Below are 16,450 nucleotides of genomic sequence, written 5' to 3' on the forward strand. Positions count from 1 at the left end.
CCCATTCCCTTGCCATTTCGGCCCTTTGGCCTTTAACCGTTTCGGTATAGCGGGGCTTGGATTGCGGCTCCACCGTCAATGTGGAACTCGCTCGAATGCATTGGACGGCGACCAGGCGCTGGCCTCGGTCTATGCTGCGAAGACGCTGCTTCCGCCAGGTAGGTTGCTCTCTAGGCGACAAAGTTGACAAGCGCGACAAAGGCGACTAGAGTGAATCCTGTCTCAAACCTACTCGGGAGATGACCATGCCCACTGCCATTGAATTCATTGCCGACCGTCTGCCGCGCGTCACGGTGGAAGATGTGCGCCGCTTCGCGGATACCGTCGAAATCCGGGATGCCACGGCTTTCGCGGCCGAGTTGCAGGCGTTCGTCCACGAGCGTGTGGAAGCGGTGACACTGCCCGCTAACTTGGAGGGCGAGACCGTTGGTCAGGCCCTTGCACGCAAGGCGGCCGCGCTGCGCGCCGACACGCGCTGGGCACCGAATGAAACCGACGTCCAGCGAGGCCGCGCTGTGCTGCTGGAAGCCTTCAACCAGCCGCACAACCTGCCGCCCACCGAGTTCGCCAAGCTGGCGGACAAGTCGCGCCAGCAGATCTACAAGGACATCCTCGCGCGTCGGCTGCTGGCGCTGAACGTTGGGCCGCGCGGTCAGAAGCTGCCCGACTGGCAGCTCGACCCGGTAAAGCAGCAGTTGACCCAAACCGTGCTTCAGGAGGTCGAGGGTATCGATCACTGGACGATCTACCGCGCACTGTCCGAACCGCTCGAAGGCTTGGGCGGTCGCTCGCCGGTGGATGCGGTGACGCATGGCACGATCGACGACGTGGCCGAGGCCGTGTTCAACGTGCTGGGCGTTCAGGTGCATTGAAGCGAGACCGCCATGAGCCACGAGCTGCCTTCGTTCCTGATCGATGCCGGTGAACTGCTCCAGCATGTGAGCCGCGTCGTCTATCGGGGCAGCCCGCTGTACTATGGCCGCGGCAGCACCAATCGCTACGACGACCCGGCCCGGGCCTACGGCGTGCTCTACCTGGGGCGCGACCTGCCCACGGCGCTGATGGAGTCGGTGTTTCACAAGCATCAGTGGCTTGATGACGCGAAGCGCTCGATCGCGTTGAAAGAAGTCCAGGGCAGGATGGTGCGCGCCGTAGGGGTGGTGGCCGACGTGCTTCTGGCCGATCTCACGGCACCGGGCGTCATGGCGGGCTACTTTGGTCTGAACCTGGAGCAGTTGGCCAGCCGTGACTACACGCACACGCAGCAGGTGTCCGCCCAGGTGCATGCGATGCTCGGCGACGACGGCCAGCCGCTGTTCGACGGGGTGCTCTATCCGTCGCGCAACAACTATCCCGCCAAGAGCATCGCGCTGTTCGAGCGTGCGGAAACGAAGGTCAGCGTCATCGAGGACATCGATCTGGTTGACCATGCGGACTGGCCGCGTTTCGTTGCCACCTACCGCATCGGCGTGGAACCCGACCCCGGCCCGGTAGAACCGGATGACGGATCGTCCTGAAGCAGAAAGAGAACATATTGAAGCCCCAATCTGAATGACGTGGAGCACACCGGAATAGGCATCCCTCAGTAGCAGGAGACGACCATGAATACCACAACCCGCACCAGCACTGCAGAACGTCTCGGCCGCGCCTTTGGCCGCGGATGGCGCGCCTATGCTCGCGGCGAACGGCGGGCGTCGAACTGGCTGGTATCCAAGGGACTGCCGCGAGCTGGCGCCGCCGCGATTGTGTGGATAGTCAAGCTGGCCGCGCTCGGAGTGTTGCTCTACAGCACCTTCTGGCTGGCTCTGCTGCTGGTGTTGGTCATGGTGGTTGCCTGGATGGCCCGCAATGCCGACCTGGGCGATGAATTGCCCGAGCCAGAGTGGCGAAACGGACCAGCAGGGTTTGGCCTATACACCTACGACGGTTTTCGCATTGATCCTCATGTCGAGGACGATTAATTCGTCACAGAGCTGTGTTCTGGAGGTGCCGATAAATCTGCTCGCGTACTTCGGTGTCTGCCACTCCCCAGGTTTTCACCTGCTTTCGGATAGCGCGTGGAAGGTTGAGCAGAACCTCGTGGAGATCGGTATCGGACAGGGATTTGCCGGTCGCATCCAACACTGTGTCATGAAGGTTTGCCATGCACGCTTCAAGGTCATGTGCTTGATCATCAGCCGCAGCAAAATCTGCTGAGCCGTCTAGATGAATTGGGCCAGTGATGAAATCGACCCCTTGCAGCCGAAGCACGGCTTCGAGCACCGACTTTCCCTCGCCGCTCGGCACGATGGATGGGTAGCGAAGAGTGTTGGTGGTCATCGTGTGAAATCCTGGCGTTGCAGTTGGTCAGGATCGCTGCATCTTTCCCTACGATAAGCCTACTACGCCGCGGGGGTTGTCGGCGCAAAGATCACTTTTTCCCCACTGCATTGATCGCAATACTTCCACCCTTGCCGCCAGCGGCCTTGGCATCTCCGGTGGCCCCGGCGAGGCCTTGCAGCACGTTGCCGGCACGAACGCCCGCCCAAGCCAAGGCCATGATCCAGAATGTAGGCAGCACGATGAACATCGTGCCCATGACGAACATCAGGAGCAGGTCGCCAAAGGCATTGTTCAACCCCACCAGCGGATCGAAGTTAGTGTGTGGCCGGTTCCAGCCGAAGCCCCACCCATAGAGCGCATCGAGGATGGTGCTGTCGATCCAGCGTGCGAGTTGGAACCAGAAATCGGTGAAGAACAGCGCGAACTGCACGACGCTGACGGTGACGACCGTCTTCAGGTCATAGGTTCCGACGACCAGTACGAGCGGGATGCAGATGACCAGTGCCATCTTGAGCAAGGCAAGCACCATGGGCAGCGCTTGGCGCACCACGTCCATGGCGGGAAATGCGGCAAGTGCCCCGACCGCCATTCCTACATCCCCCGTGGCCCGCGTCACGATGTTCGGCAGGGTCTTGTCGATCTGGCCGCCGTAGTCGGTATAGACCGAACCCTGGGTGAGCTTCTGCTGTCGCGGTGACGCGATGGTACGGACCACCGAATCGTCCACCTCGGTACGGCTCAGGAACCCGGCCCAGCCCGCCAAGCGATTCAACAGGCTGGGGTCCACCTGGCTCAGCAGCCGTGCCCGCAGGCCGTTGCTGCCATCGGCCCACCACTGCCTGCAGGTCGGGTAGCCGCCGCCACTGGCCACCTGCGCAAGCCCTGCGTCGCGGGTGTCGTCATAGGGCCATGACTCGCGCGCCGTGCTGGAACGGTAGCTGTCGTAGTAGCCGCCGGTATCCGTGAAAAACCTCGAACCGATCCAGGTCACGTCGTTCATTTGAGCTTCGTCCAGCTCCGGCCGCGCCATGAACAATTTAGCGCGTGCAGGTCCGTAGCAGTCGTGTGTGAAATCGGCCACTTCCTGAGCCAGAACCGGGTCATTGATGCGGGTAGCGTCGATCTCCATGCGCATCTGTCGCAGGTCTGTCCCGCACGGGATTGCCGCCACCGAGGCGCTGGTGACGGCGCGCGAGAGCGCGTGCATGAAGGCCCACCAGACCGGCACCTTGGCACTCTGGTTGTTGATGGTGCTGAAGGACTGGGACCAGCCGGTATCCGTGGGCTGCGGCACGTTGACCTGGCACTGGGCCGAGCGCGAGCTGTCGTACTGAATTGTGTTGAGGTCCACGTCGATGAAGGGGATGCCGGCGAACATCACCACCACGATGGCGACGAACACCCGGTTCTCGATGCGTGCGGCCGAGAGCACGCCCTTGTTGCCTTCGTCGGCACCTTCCGCACGGGCCTTAAGCCATTCCTGCACGATGATCGCCACGAAGGGCAGTGCGAATACCCCGCTGGATACCAGTACCGCCCAGATGCCGTTGTTGACGATCCAGGACACCAAGGTCAGGTAGTACTCCAGGTAGTCGGTTGTGAAAAGCGTCATGGCTCGGACTTCCCCTCAGCCCTGCATCAACAGGCTGGCTTCAAGCGCCACGATGGCAACGACGCCGGCGATCTCGCTGCGTACCAGGCGGCGCCGCGCTTGCGCGTCGTCCTCACGCGCAAGCAGCCGGCGACGCATCCAGACCCAGCCGTAGGCCGTCGCGCCATACAGGCACAGCCGCCAGACCAGGAAGTAGCCCGCTGCTGCCGCCAGCCAACGCTCCCAGCCCGCGACGCTTCCGACGAGGTAGATGCCAACGATGTTGGCACCCACGGCGACGGCCGCGAGTACCACCGTCCACAGCAGCGCCTTCGCTGCGCGCCGGTTGAACAGCCAGCGCGGGCGCAGCCAGGCCGCACGCATCAGGCTCATGGCCGGCCTCCCGGATTGCCCTTCTGCAACTGATCGAGGCGGTCAGGCACCGGATCGCCTTCGTAGATGCCACGCGAGCCCGCCGCGCGCGTGCCGTGGCGCTGGATGATCGCCATGGGCGAGTTGTTCGCCAGCTCCCGGCGCAGCTCCAGCTCGGTCTTGAGGTTGCGAATCTCGCGATCGAGCGTGTCGCTCTCGTGGTTCACCGCCTCCACGGCGAGCTGGTTGGCCGCCACGTTGGGCTCCTTCTTGCCGGTCAGCAGCGTGCGTTGCAGCAGTAGCGCCTTCTCCAGCACCGACGCCAGCGCAACCTCGGACGCCAGGCGCTGCGACAGCAGGTGCTGGTCCGGTTCGTCGCGCAGTGCCTCGACCACGCCGCGCGTGATGGGCAGCGACGCGCTGCCGGCCTCCCGCAGGTTTTCGGGCGTCGTGTTCTTCGCCTTGGAGACCAGGTCCTGGAGCGCCTGCAGCTTGGCGTCGTACTCCTCCTGGATCAGGGGCGTCAGCCCGACGCCGGGCACCGTCTCCGTCTTGGTGCAGGCGTCGCAGGTGCGCTGCTCCTTCTCGCCGAGCACCCGTGTTGCCCACTCGATGGCCGCCTGCGGCGTGGTCCAGGTTTGGCACGACAGGCTCGTGCAACTGGCCGGAGCGATTGCCGACGTGTCGGTCACCCCGCGGCCATTGACCAGGTTGTAGCCCGCGCGGTGACGTCACCGACCACCTTGATCGCGGGCTGACCGGAGCCGCCGGCATTGCTTCCCCCGACCCAGGGCACGCCATCGTTGCCACGGCGCGTCTCGGCCTGCTCGATGGCCGAGACGGCATCCGTGCTCGAAACAGCGTCACGCAGTGCCAACCCCTCTGCCATCTGGCTCCAGCCGAGTTGGCCGCCAGCCGTTTCGGCCATCTTTTCGGCCATGGCGCGGCACGTCAGCTTCGAGCGGTCGAAATCCAGCCGCGCTTGCAGAACGCCGTTGGTGAGCAGGTTGTAGAGGCCTGGATCTGCACGCTGGATGATCAACGCCGGCAGGGACGCCACAGCACTCGTAGCACTCTGGATCACCGAGGACATGATCTGCTGAAAGCCATTGGTGACACCGTTGAGTTGATTCTTCAACGTGGTCTGAATGCTCATGTCGCCGCAGATCAGATTGCTGTTCCAGCCGACACCCACGCCGAGCGAGCGCATGCCGGCTGCGCGGCCCATCGAAACGGCGCTGCCGCCGCCGATGGAGTACATGACGTCATCGCCGATGACGTTGCCGCTGGTCTGGTAGCCTAGTTGGCCCCAGGCCACGCCGCTTGCCAGAACCAACGCGCCGGTAATCGCCAAACAGATCATCTTGCCACGAGCCGGTGGGGAGAACTGCATAGAGTCGGAACGCTTCATCGCGACACCTCAAAGGAAATCAACGCTGCCAAGGAACACCTGTCCACGGCGTTCGCAGCAGGCATACGGCCGCCACAGCGCCCAGGCGTAGTCGCCTTGCTGGGCCTGGGTCAGGAAGCCGGTGCGTGGGAAAACCGTGCAGGACGAGGACAGGACGGGCGTGAGTTCCTGCCACTTGCCAGTCGAGGCATCACCCTCCATCAGCGCGCCGGCGGGCCAGTAGCCATCGCGGGCGTTGGCAAGCAGCGGCTGGTACACGTGCAACTGCCCCCGGCGAGTGACGATATCTCCCGCACGCTGGGCCACCACGGCCCCCGATTTGTGGTCGTCGGTCTGGTGCAGGAAGCCGCCGCGGGGATACACGTTGCCCCAAAGGCTCATCGTGGTGCGTGCGCCGACCTCGCGCATGCCGGGAATCAATGCCTCCGGGTAGGCCATCTCGGGCACGTTGTAGCGCCAGGCAAGCGTGTCCAAGGTGCTGAGCAGATACGGCATGAATGCCGTTCCCGCGCCCTCGCAGAAGTAGCCCGAGGACGAAACAAACTGGTTGAACACCTCGACGCCGGGATGGCCGATCACCTCGGCGTTCTTGAATTTCGCGAGATTGTTTTCGTGATCCTCGTTCGTCGTTCCATCGCCGCCCGCTTGGGCGGACGGATTGGCCGTACTCATCGCCCGGACTTCAACCCACGGGTTCTCGCCCGTGTTGCTGTAGCTGGAGACGACCGCATCGGGGATGTAGTGGCGCACCTTGACAGAGGTGCGCACCGTGCATCCTCCCCAGGTGCAGTAGAGCCAGTAGCAGATACCCACCACCCGGTACTCCAAGCAATCGGGCGAGGCCACCGAGGCAACGATGGCGGTGGTGTTCAAGGCGTAGCTACCCGTGGCGCTGAGCAGCATCAAGGAAGCCACGCCGGCCCGCATGCGGCGCATCAGGTCGAATGGTCGCGTCATGGCTGGGTCCTCCGACGCTGCTCGATGCGCGCGACAGCGCGGGCCACATCCGGCTCGCCATAGACCACGTAGCGCTGATCCACCACGACAGCCGGGATGCTGGTGATGCCCAGGCTCCATGCGTCGGTGACGCCCTGGTATGCGGAAGCGATGCGGCGCTGTAGGTCGGCGCCGCCTTGGTTCAGCCGACGCTTGACGGTGGCCGCCGCCTGTTCGGGGGCGGCGGGCAGTTCCGCAGAAAGCTCCGCTTCAATCCGGCGGGCTTCGTCTAGCACGATCAGCCGCTCGCCGCCCATGGTCTTGACCGGGTGGTGGCTGTCGGTGACGACCAGTACGTCGGCTGCGAAGGTGACGGGGCTGAACACGGCCAGGGACGCCGGCAGCGCCACGACGAGACCAAGGGTTCGCCAGCCCGACGCGAACGTGGAAAAGGATGCCGGCATGTCGCGTGCCCCGAAAGTTGATCAGGGCCATAGTCAAACGCGAACCCGATGCCACCCCAACAAACAATGCGCATCGCGGGCTGCCCGCATACCTGCTTGTCCCGCGCCATAAAAAAACGGAGGCCGAAGCCTCCGCGAGGATCAATGAAGCAATGCGACCGTTACAGCAGGCCTGACTCCGCAAAGGAGAACGGGGAACCTTGGCCTACGATGATGTGATCCAGTACCCGTACATCGATGAGCGCCAGCGCGGCCTGCAGTTGCTGGGTCAGCACACGATCCGCGCTCGACGGCTCGGAGATGCCCGAGGGGTGCTGGTGCGCGAAGATCACCGCGGCGGCGTTCAACTCCAGCACACGCTGTACGACGACACGTGGATAAACAGAAGTCGAGTTGATCGTGCCCCTGAACAATGGCTCGTAGGCCAGCACCTGGTGCATGCTATCCAGGAACACAGCGGCAAATATCTCGTTGGGTTCAGCGACCAGTTTCACGCGCAGATAGTCCCGCACGGCGGCCGGCCGGCTGAGGCATGGTCCAGCTTTGAAGATCCGTTTTTCCAGCAGCACGATGGCCTGCTGGATGATCCAGTCTTCGTGTTGGGCAGCTACGGCGGAAAGCGACTCCACACAGGAGTCATTGATGGCGAAAGACATGGCGAACCTCCAGACGGTGAGATCGGAGGGCGCGCGCCCCCGAGGGCAAGCCCTCCTGGGGATGAGAATGAAAAGATGCATCCATCACCGCGATTGGGGTGACCGTTCGCGGCCAGGATGCAAGGCGAACGAGTCGCGGTCAGCGCAGAGGACTGCGCCGTAGCCTTGAAGACCGGGGCTACCTGGGCATGTCGCCGACGACGTCGGCAGGCATTTCGGATGTGGGTGTGCTGGTCGGACCGTCAGCCGCCAGCATGTCCATGGCTGACAGCAAGGCATCGCCCTCGATCGGCCCCTGCAGCAGGATGGCCTGGCCCGTTTGGCGATCGAGCAGGCGCAGCGACGGCGTGGCGGTTACGCCGCTCTTGGTGGCTTCCGCAGCCTGGGCGCGGATAGCCGCACTGGGCCTTTCGCTTGCCATGCACTGCTCGACGGCTGGCGTCGATTCGGGGTAGCGCAAGCCATCGGGCAAGCCCTGGCCGTCGCTGCGCGTGTGGGCATAGACCCATTCGATCGCCTGCCAGAACGCGACATGCCCACCTGCTTCGGCAGCGCATTCCACTAGGCGTGCCTCGGCTGACGCGGCCGGCTCGTGCTCGGCCAGCGGCTGGTGGTGCCATTGCAGCGCCACGTCGGTGTTGTTGCCGATCCACCGCTTGAGCTGCGGGAAATATTCCCGGCAGAACGGGCACTCCAGGTCGGCATAGAGCGTCAGCGTGAAACGGCCTTTGGGGTTGCCCATTAGCCAGGGCGGCCCGGCCACCGGTGCCATGCTGACCGGCGTGGGCGGCTGCGGCGGGGATTCGCCGGGCGACCTCGACACAAGCCAGATCAGCAGCAGCGCGACCAGCACAGCAGCCAATGCCCAAGGCCAGCGGGGTCGCCCGTTGCGGCGGCGGAACGCCTGGACCTGCATCGGAATGGAAGGACGTTTCTGTTCCATGGCGTTCTCCGTCTTACGACAGTTCCAAGGCCGGCGACTCGATGCCGCGCGCCTGGTCGATCTTCTCGGCCACCTTGAAGGCCGCTTCCAGTTCGGTGCAGCCGTAGTGCTGCATGAGCTGGTAGCGCTCGGCCTTCTCTTCGGGTTCGGTCTGCGCCAACGCCAAGTACAGGCTGGGCGGCACGGCGCGGAACAGCACTTCCATGCTCTTGGAAAGGATGACGCCCTCGGTGAACTTGCCCGCTTCTTTGCGCGCCGAGAGCATCAGCGCTTTCTGCGCGGGCGAGAGTTCGCGGAAGCGTGCAATCTTCTCGACCTCATCGGGCGGCATCGACAGGCAGATCCACCACTCAATCATGTTGAGCATGGGCTCCGCGGCACGCGGCAGATCGTCGATATTTTGTGTAGCCAGCCAGAACCAGGCCCCTAGCTTGCGCCACATTTTTGTAATTTTTACAACGTAGGGCGCAAGCAGCGGGTTCTTCGTGATGATGTGGCCTTCGTCGGTCACATTGATGATCGGACGGCCCAGGTACTGGTCGCGCTCGGCGATGTTGTTCACCGTGCTGATCAGGCTGATGTAGGCGATGGAGAGCTGCGCGTTGTAGCCCTCCCGGGCATAGGTCGCGAGATCCACCAGCGTGATGTCGGCCTCGGGCCACGGCGTGCCATCGCGATCGAACATCTCGCCGTCCGTGCCTTGGCAGAACATGTCCATCGCGTCCGCCATCTCCAGCAGCCGCACGCGCCGCATCTCGGGCAGCGTCGGGTCCTGGCCGCGCGTGCGCAGCGCGTTGCGCACGTCGCGCGTGAGCACCGTGCGTTTCTCGGCCACGCAGTGCTCGGCGGCATCGAGGATGCACTGGCGGATCAGCGAGCGATCGGCCCGCGTCATCCGGGCTTCTTCCTTGTCCTCGCCGCCTGTGATCATCAGCCGTGCCGTGATCTCCAGTTCACCCAGCACGTCGCGCTGCTCGTCCTCCTCCATGACCGAGGAATCGGCTGGCAATTCTTCATCCAGTGCATCGGCATCCAGCGTCTGCACGTTGCCGGGCGTTTCGATCAGCCGGCGAGCGTCGGCGAACGGCGCTAGGCTGATGCCCGAGCCAGGAGCCAGCTTGACCCGGTTCACGGTCAGACCCAGGCGCTTTGCGAAGTCGCTGAACAAGCCGAAGCTGTTGCCGGCCTCCACGATGAACAGCCGCGGCCGGTAGATGGCCGTGACCTGGTTCAAGAGGTTGTTGAGCGTTGCGCTCTTGCCCGAGCCGGTGGGGCCGAACAGGAACAGATGGGCGTTCATCTGCCTGTCCAAGCGGTTCAGTGGATCAAACGTGATCGGCCCGCCGCCGCGGTTGAAGAACGTGTTGCCCGGATGACCCGTACCCTGGCTGCGACCCCACGCCGGCGAGAGATTCGCCACATGCTGGGCGAACATCAGTTGGGTGAACCAGTTCCGTCGATCTTGCGCAGGGTTGTAGCAGCACGGTAGCCAGCGCAGGTAGCTGTTGAGCGGCGCGACTTCATCGTCCTCGCGCACAGGCTGCAACCCCGCGTTGAGCATCACGTTGGCGAGGTCCAGACCGCGCCTGTCAAGTTCGGCTTCATCGCGTCCGCGCAGATAGAAGGCCAGCGTGCCGCGGTAGAGCTTGTGCGCGCTGCCGATGAGCGAGCGTGCCTCCTGCACATCCTTGAGCGTTTGTTCCGATGCCAGTGTTTCGCCGACAGCCTTCTTCGCCAGGTGATTCAGGTGCGATTCGAGGATGTCCTGGGGCGTCGCCACCATGGTCAGACACATCGTAGTGTCTTCGGGCATCTGATCGAAAAGCGTGTTGATAGCGTCCCCCTTGCGGGTTTCGCCGGTCAGGTGCCCCGTACCGGGCGGCATGCGTAGCCGGTCGGTGACCAGTACGCGATGCGGCATACCGTCGAAGTACCAGGTGCCGTGCTCGGCATCGGAGCGAGGCTGACCGAAGAATAGCCGTTGACTGAAGTCCCGACCACTCGCCAGCTCGATTTCACCTTCCTCCACCTCGTCGGGATAGCGGGCCAGCGCATAGAAGCGCTCTCGCTCCTCTGCGCCGGGCCCGAGCATCGTGGGGCGTGGGTTGAACCAACGCAGCAGCCAGTCGTGAACATCGGCCGCGACCATGCGCCGGGCCTGGATGCCGGCGTTCGCCAAGCCGCCGCAGAGGCGATCGCAGACGATGTTCAGCATTTGCTCGGGTGTCTGGCCGCGGCGGTTCGCCTGCCCGGCGGCCCGGCGATAGACCACCATGCGCACGCGCCGCGTCTGGCCGCGCCAGCGCAACCGCGTGACCACCGTATCCTCGAACAGTCCGCCGGGCTTGGCCACCGCGCGCAGGTGGTGGCCAAAGAAGCGGAGGTAGAACTCGGTGAAGGCCGTGCTGCGGGCGCGCGGCTGCACGTAGTCGCGTAGCGTCTGCATGTACTGGTCGAAGCTGGGCTCGTCCTGTGCATAGAGCTGGAGCACCCACGGGTTCTCATCCAGCTCATCGAACGAGTCCTGGAGCGCGTTTTCGAGCGCATCGCGGGCATGAGCGAGCCAGCCCGGCTCCCGACCTTCGGTGCCTAGCGGGACCAGTTCGTAGAAGGCCGCGACCGATTGCCCGTCCTCCAGCAGCATGGACTTCGACGGCGGCAGGAACTCCACCCACGGCAGCAGCTCCGCGAATGACTGCGCAACGTCGTACATCGCCTGCTCGTCCGCCACGGTCGCCGGCCTGCGGCCCTGGACCGTCGCTCCGGGTTCGGCAATGCCGGCCTGGCGCAACGCCTCGACGTGGCGCTGCCAGCCGTCCGGCTGCTCGTCATTGCCACCATCGGATGCAGCCAGCTTCGGCCAGGGGAGTTTCCAGCGCATCAGTAGTCCTCCACGCGCTCGCCCGGCATGGCGTACTGCACTCGCTGGTACAGGGGAAAGACCGTCGTGTAGCCCGGAACCGGCACGGGATCGGTGCCCGCCAGGTGCGGGTACACATACATGACAAGATCGGGGTTCGGCAGGCGGTGGAACTGGCGATAGACCTCGTTGCGCGCCGTGCGCGTGTAGCGCATCTGCTCGGTGGGCGCGGCCTCCACGTCGGCCTCGGTCAGCGGCCGGCGCAGGCTCTGGCGTGCATCGAGCAATTGCCTGCGCGCCACCTGGCCGGCGCCACCACCCCCGTCACCGGCGTTCTGCTGCCAGATGTCCATCATCGTGCTGTCGCCGTGGGGGAGCAGCTTTTCCTTGCTGGTGGCACAGCCGCCGAGCACCGCGACGGCGAGGGCCAGCGCCAGGGCCTTATTCAAGTTCGAGAGCATGGCTTTCTCCTGCGCGGTGATCGACCTTGCGGCCTTCGGGATCGAAGTCGATGGCGAGCGGCTTTTCGAGGTGGACGGCGACCTTCGCGCCGGGCTGGACATAGACAGCGGCGAACGCCTGGCCGTACAGCTTGTTCACCCAGTCGGCCATGTCGCGCACGCCACCGGCCAGGATGCGGCCCACGGCTTCATTGCCCGAGATACCGACGCTGCCGATGGAGCCGTCGGCGCCGACGTAGGACATCTGGCCGCTGTCGCTGTCGATCAGCGAGGCGACGCCGGCACCGGCGGCGGTAATCAGGGCTTGCGAGCCAAGGTACTGCTGGGCGTTGCTGCGCCGCTCCCCGCTGACGCAGGGAATGCCGTATGGGTCGCTGATCCAGCCCAGGCCTCCACTTTGAGAGTTCTGCTGCTGGTTGTTTTGCTGGTTGCCGTCGCGGTCTTCGGGGATGGTGCGGATCGTGCCGTCGTGGAAGACGAAGGTGATGCTGCGTACCTGGCCGCGCACGCACGAGAGCGTCCAGTCGCCCGATGCGGTGCCGCTGAACACGGCACCGGCCACGTCGGGAATGTCGATGCCATTGGCGGTCAGGTTGTCCTGTCCGACCAACACCTTGAAGGGGTACGGATCGTTGACGGTTCCGTCGATCGGCACGCGGCCGATCAGCGCCGTCATCGCCACCGACCCCATCAGTGTCGAATTGGTCGGTACGGTATAGACCGCCTTGGCGCTCTTCACGCCTGCGGCGCGTGCGCCCGCGTTCGCACGGTTTCGGCCGTGGTTTCCAACGTGCTCTGCGCGGGGCCGAAGCTCGTCGGGAAGCTCATGCCGCTACCCGTGCCACGACTGCTGTTGCGCCCCTCGGCTTTCCTCGCATCGTCGGGTTCGACCCAGCGCACGCCGCCTTCCATGCCGGCCTCGTCGCCGTCACGCAGCCCCAGACCCACCGGCAGGTCGGCATGGCCGCCGCCACGTCCGCCGATACTGTCCAGGCGCCGTTGCAGGTCGGCCAGCAGTCCTTCGGTCTGCTGGCGCGCGCTGGCTGCCTGCTCTTGGTCGCGACGCAGGTTGGTGCGCTCGGAGTCGAGGGCCGAATTGATGCGCTGGTCAATGGAGTTCTCGCGCTGGCGCAGTCGCTGGTTTTCTTCGCGCTGGGATTTGTTGTCCGAGAGCGCGGTCTGAAGCTCGGTGCGCAACTGCTTCACTTGGGCAACGAGCGTCGCCACGGTGTCGCGCGGGGTATCGCCCTCGATGCCCAGCGCCTTCATTTCCGCTGGCGTGAGCTTGGCGCCGGCATCCGCGGTCGGTGGTGCCGAAGTGCTGCCTCCCGAGAACAGCCGGATGGCGACGAACAGCACCAGCACGGCAACCGGGATCATCAGCCACTTCAGGAGTCCATTACTGCGCATGGCGGACCTCCTTGCGGTCGGTGCCATCCTGGGAACCGGCTTCCGGTTGCGGGAGATGCACGGCCGGGTCGAAGCGGTTGACCGCTGGTAGCAGCGATTGCGCAAGGCCACGCCCGCGCGTCACCAGGTACAGGACGGTCGTGTCCTCGGGCGTCCCGCGCGGGCCAAGCGCCTCGTGTTGGAAGGTGGCGGTGAGGAAATCGCCTTGCAGCACGCGCGGGTCCAGGGTGATCCAGCCGCTGCTGCTGTTGGTCAGGCGCACGGCGGTCACCCACTGGTCTTCCAGACGCCATGACGCGAGCGCGACCGCGCGCACGGGCAGCGTCGGCATCAGCGTGCCGAGGTCGAGGCCACTGCGCAGGTTCACCCGCATGACGCTCGGCAGCGGCTCCACGGTGCGTAGCGGCGCGTAGAGGTTCTGTGCGGCGAAGCGCGTCAGGACAACCGACACCGGGGTCTCGCGTCGCGCCGCTCGCGCGCCGGCCTGGTCCTGGGCGCGCGCCGGAGCTTCGTTGTCATCGCCGGGCTGATCGCCATAGCGCGCCGGGGTGCTGTTGCCCTCGACGATGCGCACTGGTTCCAGCTCGGCTTCGCCGTCCTTGGCTGGCTCCGCCGCAATGTCCAGCAGGATCAGCGCGCCCGTGTCGGCGTCCTGCAATTGCAGCCGCGTGGGCTCGATCGGCTCGCTAGCACGCAGGTACACCGCGCCGCCCGCGCTCTGCACCCGTAGGCGCTCGCCGACGCCCGCAGGTACGCCCACGCGGACGTTGCGGTCGATGAACACGATGCGCTCGTGGCCGACCTTCAGCGGCACCGCCAACGGCATACGTTCCCAGCGCAGGATCTCCACCGCCTGGACAGCAGGAGCCGCGGCCACGGCCAACAGCCCCAGCAGCGTGAGTACAGGATGCTTCATGGGGTTTCTCCTTGGGGCGCTTGCGGAGACAGGCCACCAGACGCCGGGCGCGTCGGCTCCGGCGTGCTGATGCGCTGGGGCGCGCCCTCATAGCAGTCGAGCGCCAGGCCGAACGGGTTGCGGGCAGGATCGACGTCCACCCGCGTGACCTTCACGGGATAGCGCACCAGAGCGCGCTTGACTTGCTCGGCGCCGTAGTACTCGTCGGCGGTGATGTCCAGCGTCACTACCCAGTCGCGGTCGGAAACCACGCGTACGCGGGCCGTGGGGTCGTCGCCGTAGCCGCGGCCGGGGATTTCGTAGATGCCGCGCACGCGCTGGCGCAACTCGCCCGTGCTGCGGCGGTAGTCGTAGTCCGCGCGCAGGAAGGCCTGGCAGGATGGGGTGAGGTACGGCGAGAGCGTGTGGAGGTTGCGCGCGTAGTCCTCTTCGCCATTCGTCGGCCAGCGGTTGAGCGTCTGGAACACGTAGAACGTGAACGCATAGACCGATTCGGGCGGCACTTCCCACCACTTCCTGGTACTGCCGGAGCGCAGGTCAGGCGGAACGTGGATGGTCAGATCGCGGGGAGCGCTCCACCAGCCGCCACCCATGACCAGGGCGACGATGATCAGGGCGCCAGCACCCAGGCGAAGCGTCTTGATGTGCGCCTGCAGGTGGGTGATCTCGTTCTTGAAGCGGCTCATCGTGCGCTCCTTCGGGTGGTCCAGAAGCCGGAGCGCGAGATCAGCACATGGCCGCCTACCCAGCCCGCCATCAGCGGATGGCGTGTGGCAATGCGCCATTGCAGTTGCCGATACAGCCAGGTGTCGGGACGCCCGCGCTTGAGGCGGCGAAGAATGCCGCCGCCGATGAACACGCCGAAGGCCACGCCCAGGACGACGAACGTGGGTGCTAGCGCGATCGTGCGGAACACCCACGACAGCGGTGCGCCGACCAGCAGACCGGCGGCGCCGGACAGGCCGCAGCAGATCCACAGCTCGTCGGCGGTGAGACCGCGCACCACAACGGGATGTCGATTGAGCCGGTGCGGAAGGAACGTGACCGTCCCGTCCGCACGGACGTGCTGCTGCTCGGACATACCGGCCTCGCTTACAGGATGCCGGTGGCTTCGGTGAGCAGCCAGATGCCGATCACGAGCAGGACGGCGCCGATGGCGACCGTGAGGCCGAACTGGCCCCACGTCTTGCGGCCTGTGTGGATTTCCGCGTAGGTCCCGTAGGCGTGGTAGCACACGCCGATGAACATGGACGCCACCACCAGCAGAGCCACGAGCATGATGATGTCGTAGCCGTAGTTGCGGATCGTTTCCATGATGCCGTTGCCTGTGCCGCGGGTCGGGTTCTCCAACTGCGGCAGACCCTGCGCGAACGACAGCGCGGGCAGCGCTGCGGTGCCCAGGGCCACGGTGGCGCGCTGGGCAAGACGGGAAGTGAGGATGCGGTTTTGCATGGTCATGCCTTTCAGGTCAGGAGAGGAGGAAGAAAGTCAGGACGAGGTACATCGCGACGAATCGGATGCAGACGCCGAGGAACTGGCGCTGGTTGAGGCGGCTTTCGGACCACCCCACGTAGGCCGTTCGCATGGCCCAGACGCCCCAGACGAGCAGGACCGCGAACACGACGCCGACCAGGACGGTCGCCATCGCTGAAGGCGCGATGCCGCTGTTGGCTTGAAATGCCGAGACCTGGGCGCCGTTCATGGCTTGCCCTCCGTGGTCGTCGGCGGTGATGGCGGGACGATCCGCTCCGTGCGGTAGTCGCCGATCAGTTCGGAGGCGTCGCGCGGCTGGGCGCGCGACGGTGTGAGATGGGCCTGGATGCCGGCGCGCACGCGCGCCAGGTCAGCCAGCAGCCTCGGGTAATCGAAGTGGTAGCGCTCGCCCGGCTGGATGGGGGCATGCGTAGCGCTGTCGGCGACGGTGCGCTCCAGCGCGTCGAGCTGGCGCAGCGCTGCGACCAACTCCTGACGCTGCGCCGGGGACTCGGCCAACGCCATCGAGGACTGACCCAGTACAAGGGCCGTCACGAGAAAAGTGGGCACGCCGCGATGCGCGGCGCGCAGCCAGATCGGAGCCAACATCGCGCCATTCCTGTGTGATCAGCAAT

Annotated in this window: 18 protein-coding genes and 2 pseudogenes; 3 read left to right on the plus strand and 17 right to left on the minus strand. The window is 65.1% G+C overall.

Annotation, left to right across the window (positions count from 1 at the left end):
- The first annotated feature begins 245 nt into the window (after positions 1-245).
- The 3 genes from IMZ29_RS05365 (at position 246) to IMZ29_RS05375 (ending at position 1,961) form a co-directional block, all read left to right on the plus strand.
- Positions 246-872, plus strand: coding sequence for a hypothetical protein (locus IMZ29_RS05365; protein ID WP_029885972.1), 627 nt, complete (start codon positions 246-248; stop codon positions 870-872).
- Between the two features lie 12 nt (positions 873-884).
- Positions 885-1,517 (plus strand): RES family NAD+ phosphorylase, encoded by a 633-nt coding sequence (locus IMZ29_RS05370; protein ID WP_029885971.1) that lies wholly within the window; start codon positions 885-887, stop codon positions 1,515-1,517.
- Between the two features lie 84 nt (positions 1,518-1,601).
- The gene (locus tag IMZ29_RS05375) at positions 1,602-1,961 is read left to right on the plus strand and encodes a DUF3742 family protein (protein ID WP_029885970.1); all 360 of its coding nucleotides are present in this window, start codon (positions 1,602-1,604) and stop codon (positions 1,959-1,961) included.
- 4 nt (positions 1,962-1,965) lie between these two features.
- Here IMZ29_RS05375 and IMZ29_RS05380 read toward each other — a convergent pair whose 3' ends face one another.
- From IMZ29_RS05380 to IMZ29_RS05460, 17 genes and pseudogenes are all read right to left on the minus strand, one after another.
- A complete protein-coding gene (locus tag IMZ29_RS05380) occupies positions 1,966-2,319 on the minus strand; it encodes a hypothetical protein (RefSeq protein ID WP_029885969.1) in 354 nt (117 codons plus the stop codon).
- Between the two features lie 91 nt (positions 2,320-2,410).
- Entirely contained in the window at positions 2,411-3,934 is a 1,524-nt protein-coding gene (locus IMZ29_RS05385; protein ID WP_029885968.1) for a conjugal transfer protein TraG N-terminal domain-containing protein, read from the minus strand.
- Positions 3,935-3,949: 15 nt separating this feature from the next.
- Positions 3,950-4,306, minus strand: a complete 357-nt coding sequence (locus IMZ29_RS05390) for a hypothetical protein (protein ID WP_029885967.1) — start codon at positions 4,304-4,306, stop codon at positions 3,950-3,952.
- Positions 4,303-5,696: pseudogene (locus IMZ29_RS05395) on the minus strand (integrating conjugative element protein). Before IMZ29_RS05395 ends, IMZ29_RS05390 begins: the two are co-directional and overlap by 4 nt.
- A gap of 9 nt (positions 5,697-5,705) precedes the next feature.
- Positions 5,706-6,653 (minus strand): TIGR03756 family integrating conjugative element protein, encoded by a 948-nt coding sequence (locus IMZ29_RS05400; RefSeq protein ID WP_029885965.1) that lies wholly within the window; start codon positions 6,651-6,653, stop codon positions 5,706-5,708.
- On the minus strand, positions 6,650-7,096 hold the full coding sequence (locus IMZ29_RS05405; protein WP_029885964.1) for a TIGR03757 family integrating conjugative element protein: 447 nt from the start codon (positions 7,094-7,096) through the stop codon (positions 6,650-6,652). The genes IMZ29_RS05400 and IMZ29_RS05405 overlap by 4 nt, the downstream gene beginning before the upstream one ends.
- A gap of 161 nt (positions 7,097-7,257) precedes the next feature.
- Positions 7,258-7,752: a RadC family protein gene (gene radC, locus IMZ29_RS05410; protein WP_024007868.1), complete on the minus strand. Its 495-nt coding sequence runs from the start codon at positions 7,750-7,752 to the stop codon at positions 7,258-7,260.
- A 178-nt stretch (positions 7,753-7,930) separates the two neighbouring features.
- Positions 7,931-8,695 (minus strand): DsbA family protein, encoded by a 765-nt coding sequence (locus tag IMZ29_RS05415; protein WP_029885963.1) that lies wholly within the window; start codon positions 8,693-8,695, stop codon positions 7,931-7,933.
- 13 nt (positions 8,696-8,708) lie between these two features.
- Positions 8,709-11,576: a conjugative transfer ATPase gene (locus IMZ29_RS05420; protein ID WP_029885962.1), complete on the minus strand. Its 2,868-nt coding sequence runs from the start codon at positions 11,574-11,576 to the stop codon at positions 8,709-8,711.
- On the minus strand, positions 11,576-12,016 hold the full coding sequence (locus IMZ29_RS05425) for a TIGR03751 family conjugal transfer lipoprotein (RefSeq protein ID WP_029885961.1): 441 nt from the start codon (positions 12,014-12,016) through the stop codon (positions 11,576-11,578). The genes IMZ29_RS05420 and IMZ29_RS05425 overlap by 1 nt, the downstream gene beginning before the upstream one ends.
- Positions 11,997-13,426, minus strand: a pseudogene (locus IMZ29_RS05430) (TIGR03752 family integrating conjugative element protein). Before IMZ29_RS05430 ends, IMZ29_RS05425 begins: the two are co-directional and overlap by 20 nt.
- Positions 13,416-14,342 (minus strand): TIGR03749 family integrating conjugative element protein, encoded by a 927-nt coding sequence (locus tag IMZ29_RS05435; RefSeq protein WP_033972374.1) that lies wholly within the window; start codon positions 14,340-14,342, stop codon positions 13,416-13,418. The pseudogene IMZ29_RS05430 and the gene IMZ29_RS05435 overlap by 11 nt, the downstream one beginning before the upstream one ends.
- Entirely contained in the window at positions 14,339-15,028 is a 690-nt protein-coding gene (locus IMZ29_RS05440) for a PFL_4703 family integrating conjugative element protein (RefSeq protein WP_009459666.1), read from the minus strand. The genes IMZ29_RS05435 and IMZ29_RS05440 overlap by 4 nt, the downstream gene beginning before the upstream one ends.
- Positions 15,025-15,423, minus strand: coding sequence for a TIGR03750 family conjugal transfer protein (locus IMZ29_RS05445; protein ID WP_009459668.1), 399 nt, complete (start codon positions 15,421-15,423; stop codon positions 15,025-15,027). The genes IMZ29_RS05440 and IMZ29_RS05445 overlap by 4 nt, the downstream gene beginning before the upstream one ends.
- Positions 15,424-15,434: 11 nt before the next feature.
- Positions 15,435-15,794 carry a TIGR03745 family integrating conjugative element membrane protein gene (locus IMZ29_RS05450; RefSeq protein WP_024308620.1) on the minus strand — a complete coding sequence of 120 codons (360 nt, stop codon included), beginning with the start codon at positions 15,792-15,794 and terminating at the stop codon, positions 15,435-15,437.
- Between the two features lie 16 nt (positions 15,795-15,810).
- Positions 15,811-16,044: a TIGR03758 family integrating conjugative element protein gene (locus IMZ29_RS05455; protein WP_009459672.1), complete on the minus strand. Its 234-nt coding sequence runs from the start codon at positions 16,042-16,044 to the stop codon at positions 15,811-15,813.
- Complete coding sequence (locus IMZ29_RS05460; protein WP_033972373.1) at positions 16,041-16,424, minus strand: integrative conjugative element protein, RAQPRD family; 384 nt, start codon at positions 16,422-16,424, stop codon at positions 16,041-16,043. The genes IMZ29_RS05455 and IMZ29_RS05460 overlap by 4 nt, the downstream gene beginning before the upstream one ends.
- Positions 16,425-16,450: the final 26 nt, after the last annotated feature.

The organism is Verticiella alkaliphila (genome assembly GCF_018904615.1).
Taxonomy (GTDB): domain Bacteria; phylum Pseudomonadota; class Gammaproteobacteria; order Burkholderiales; family Burkholderiaceae_B; genus Verticiella; species Verticiella alkaliphila.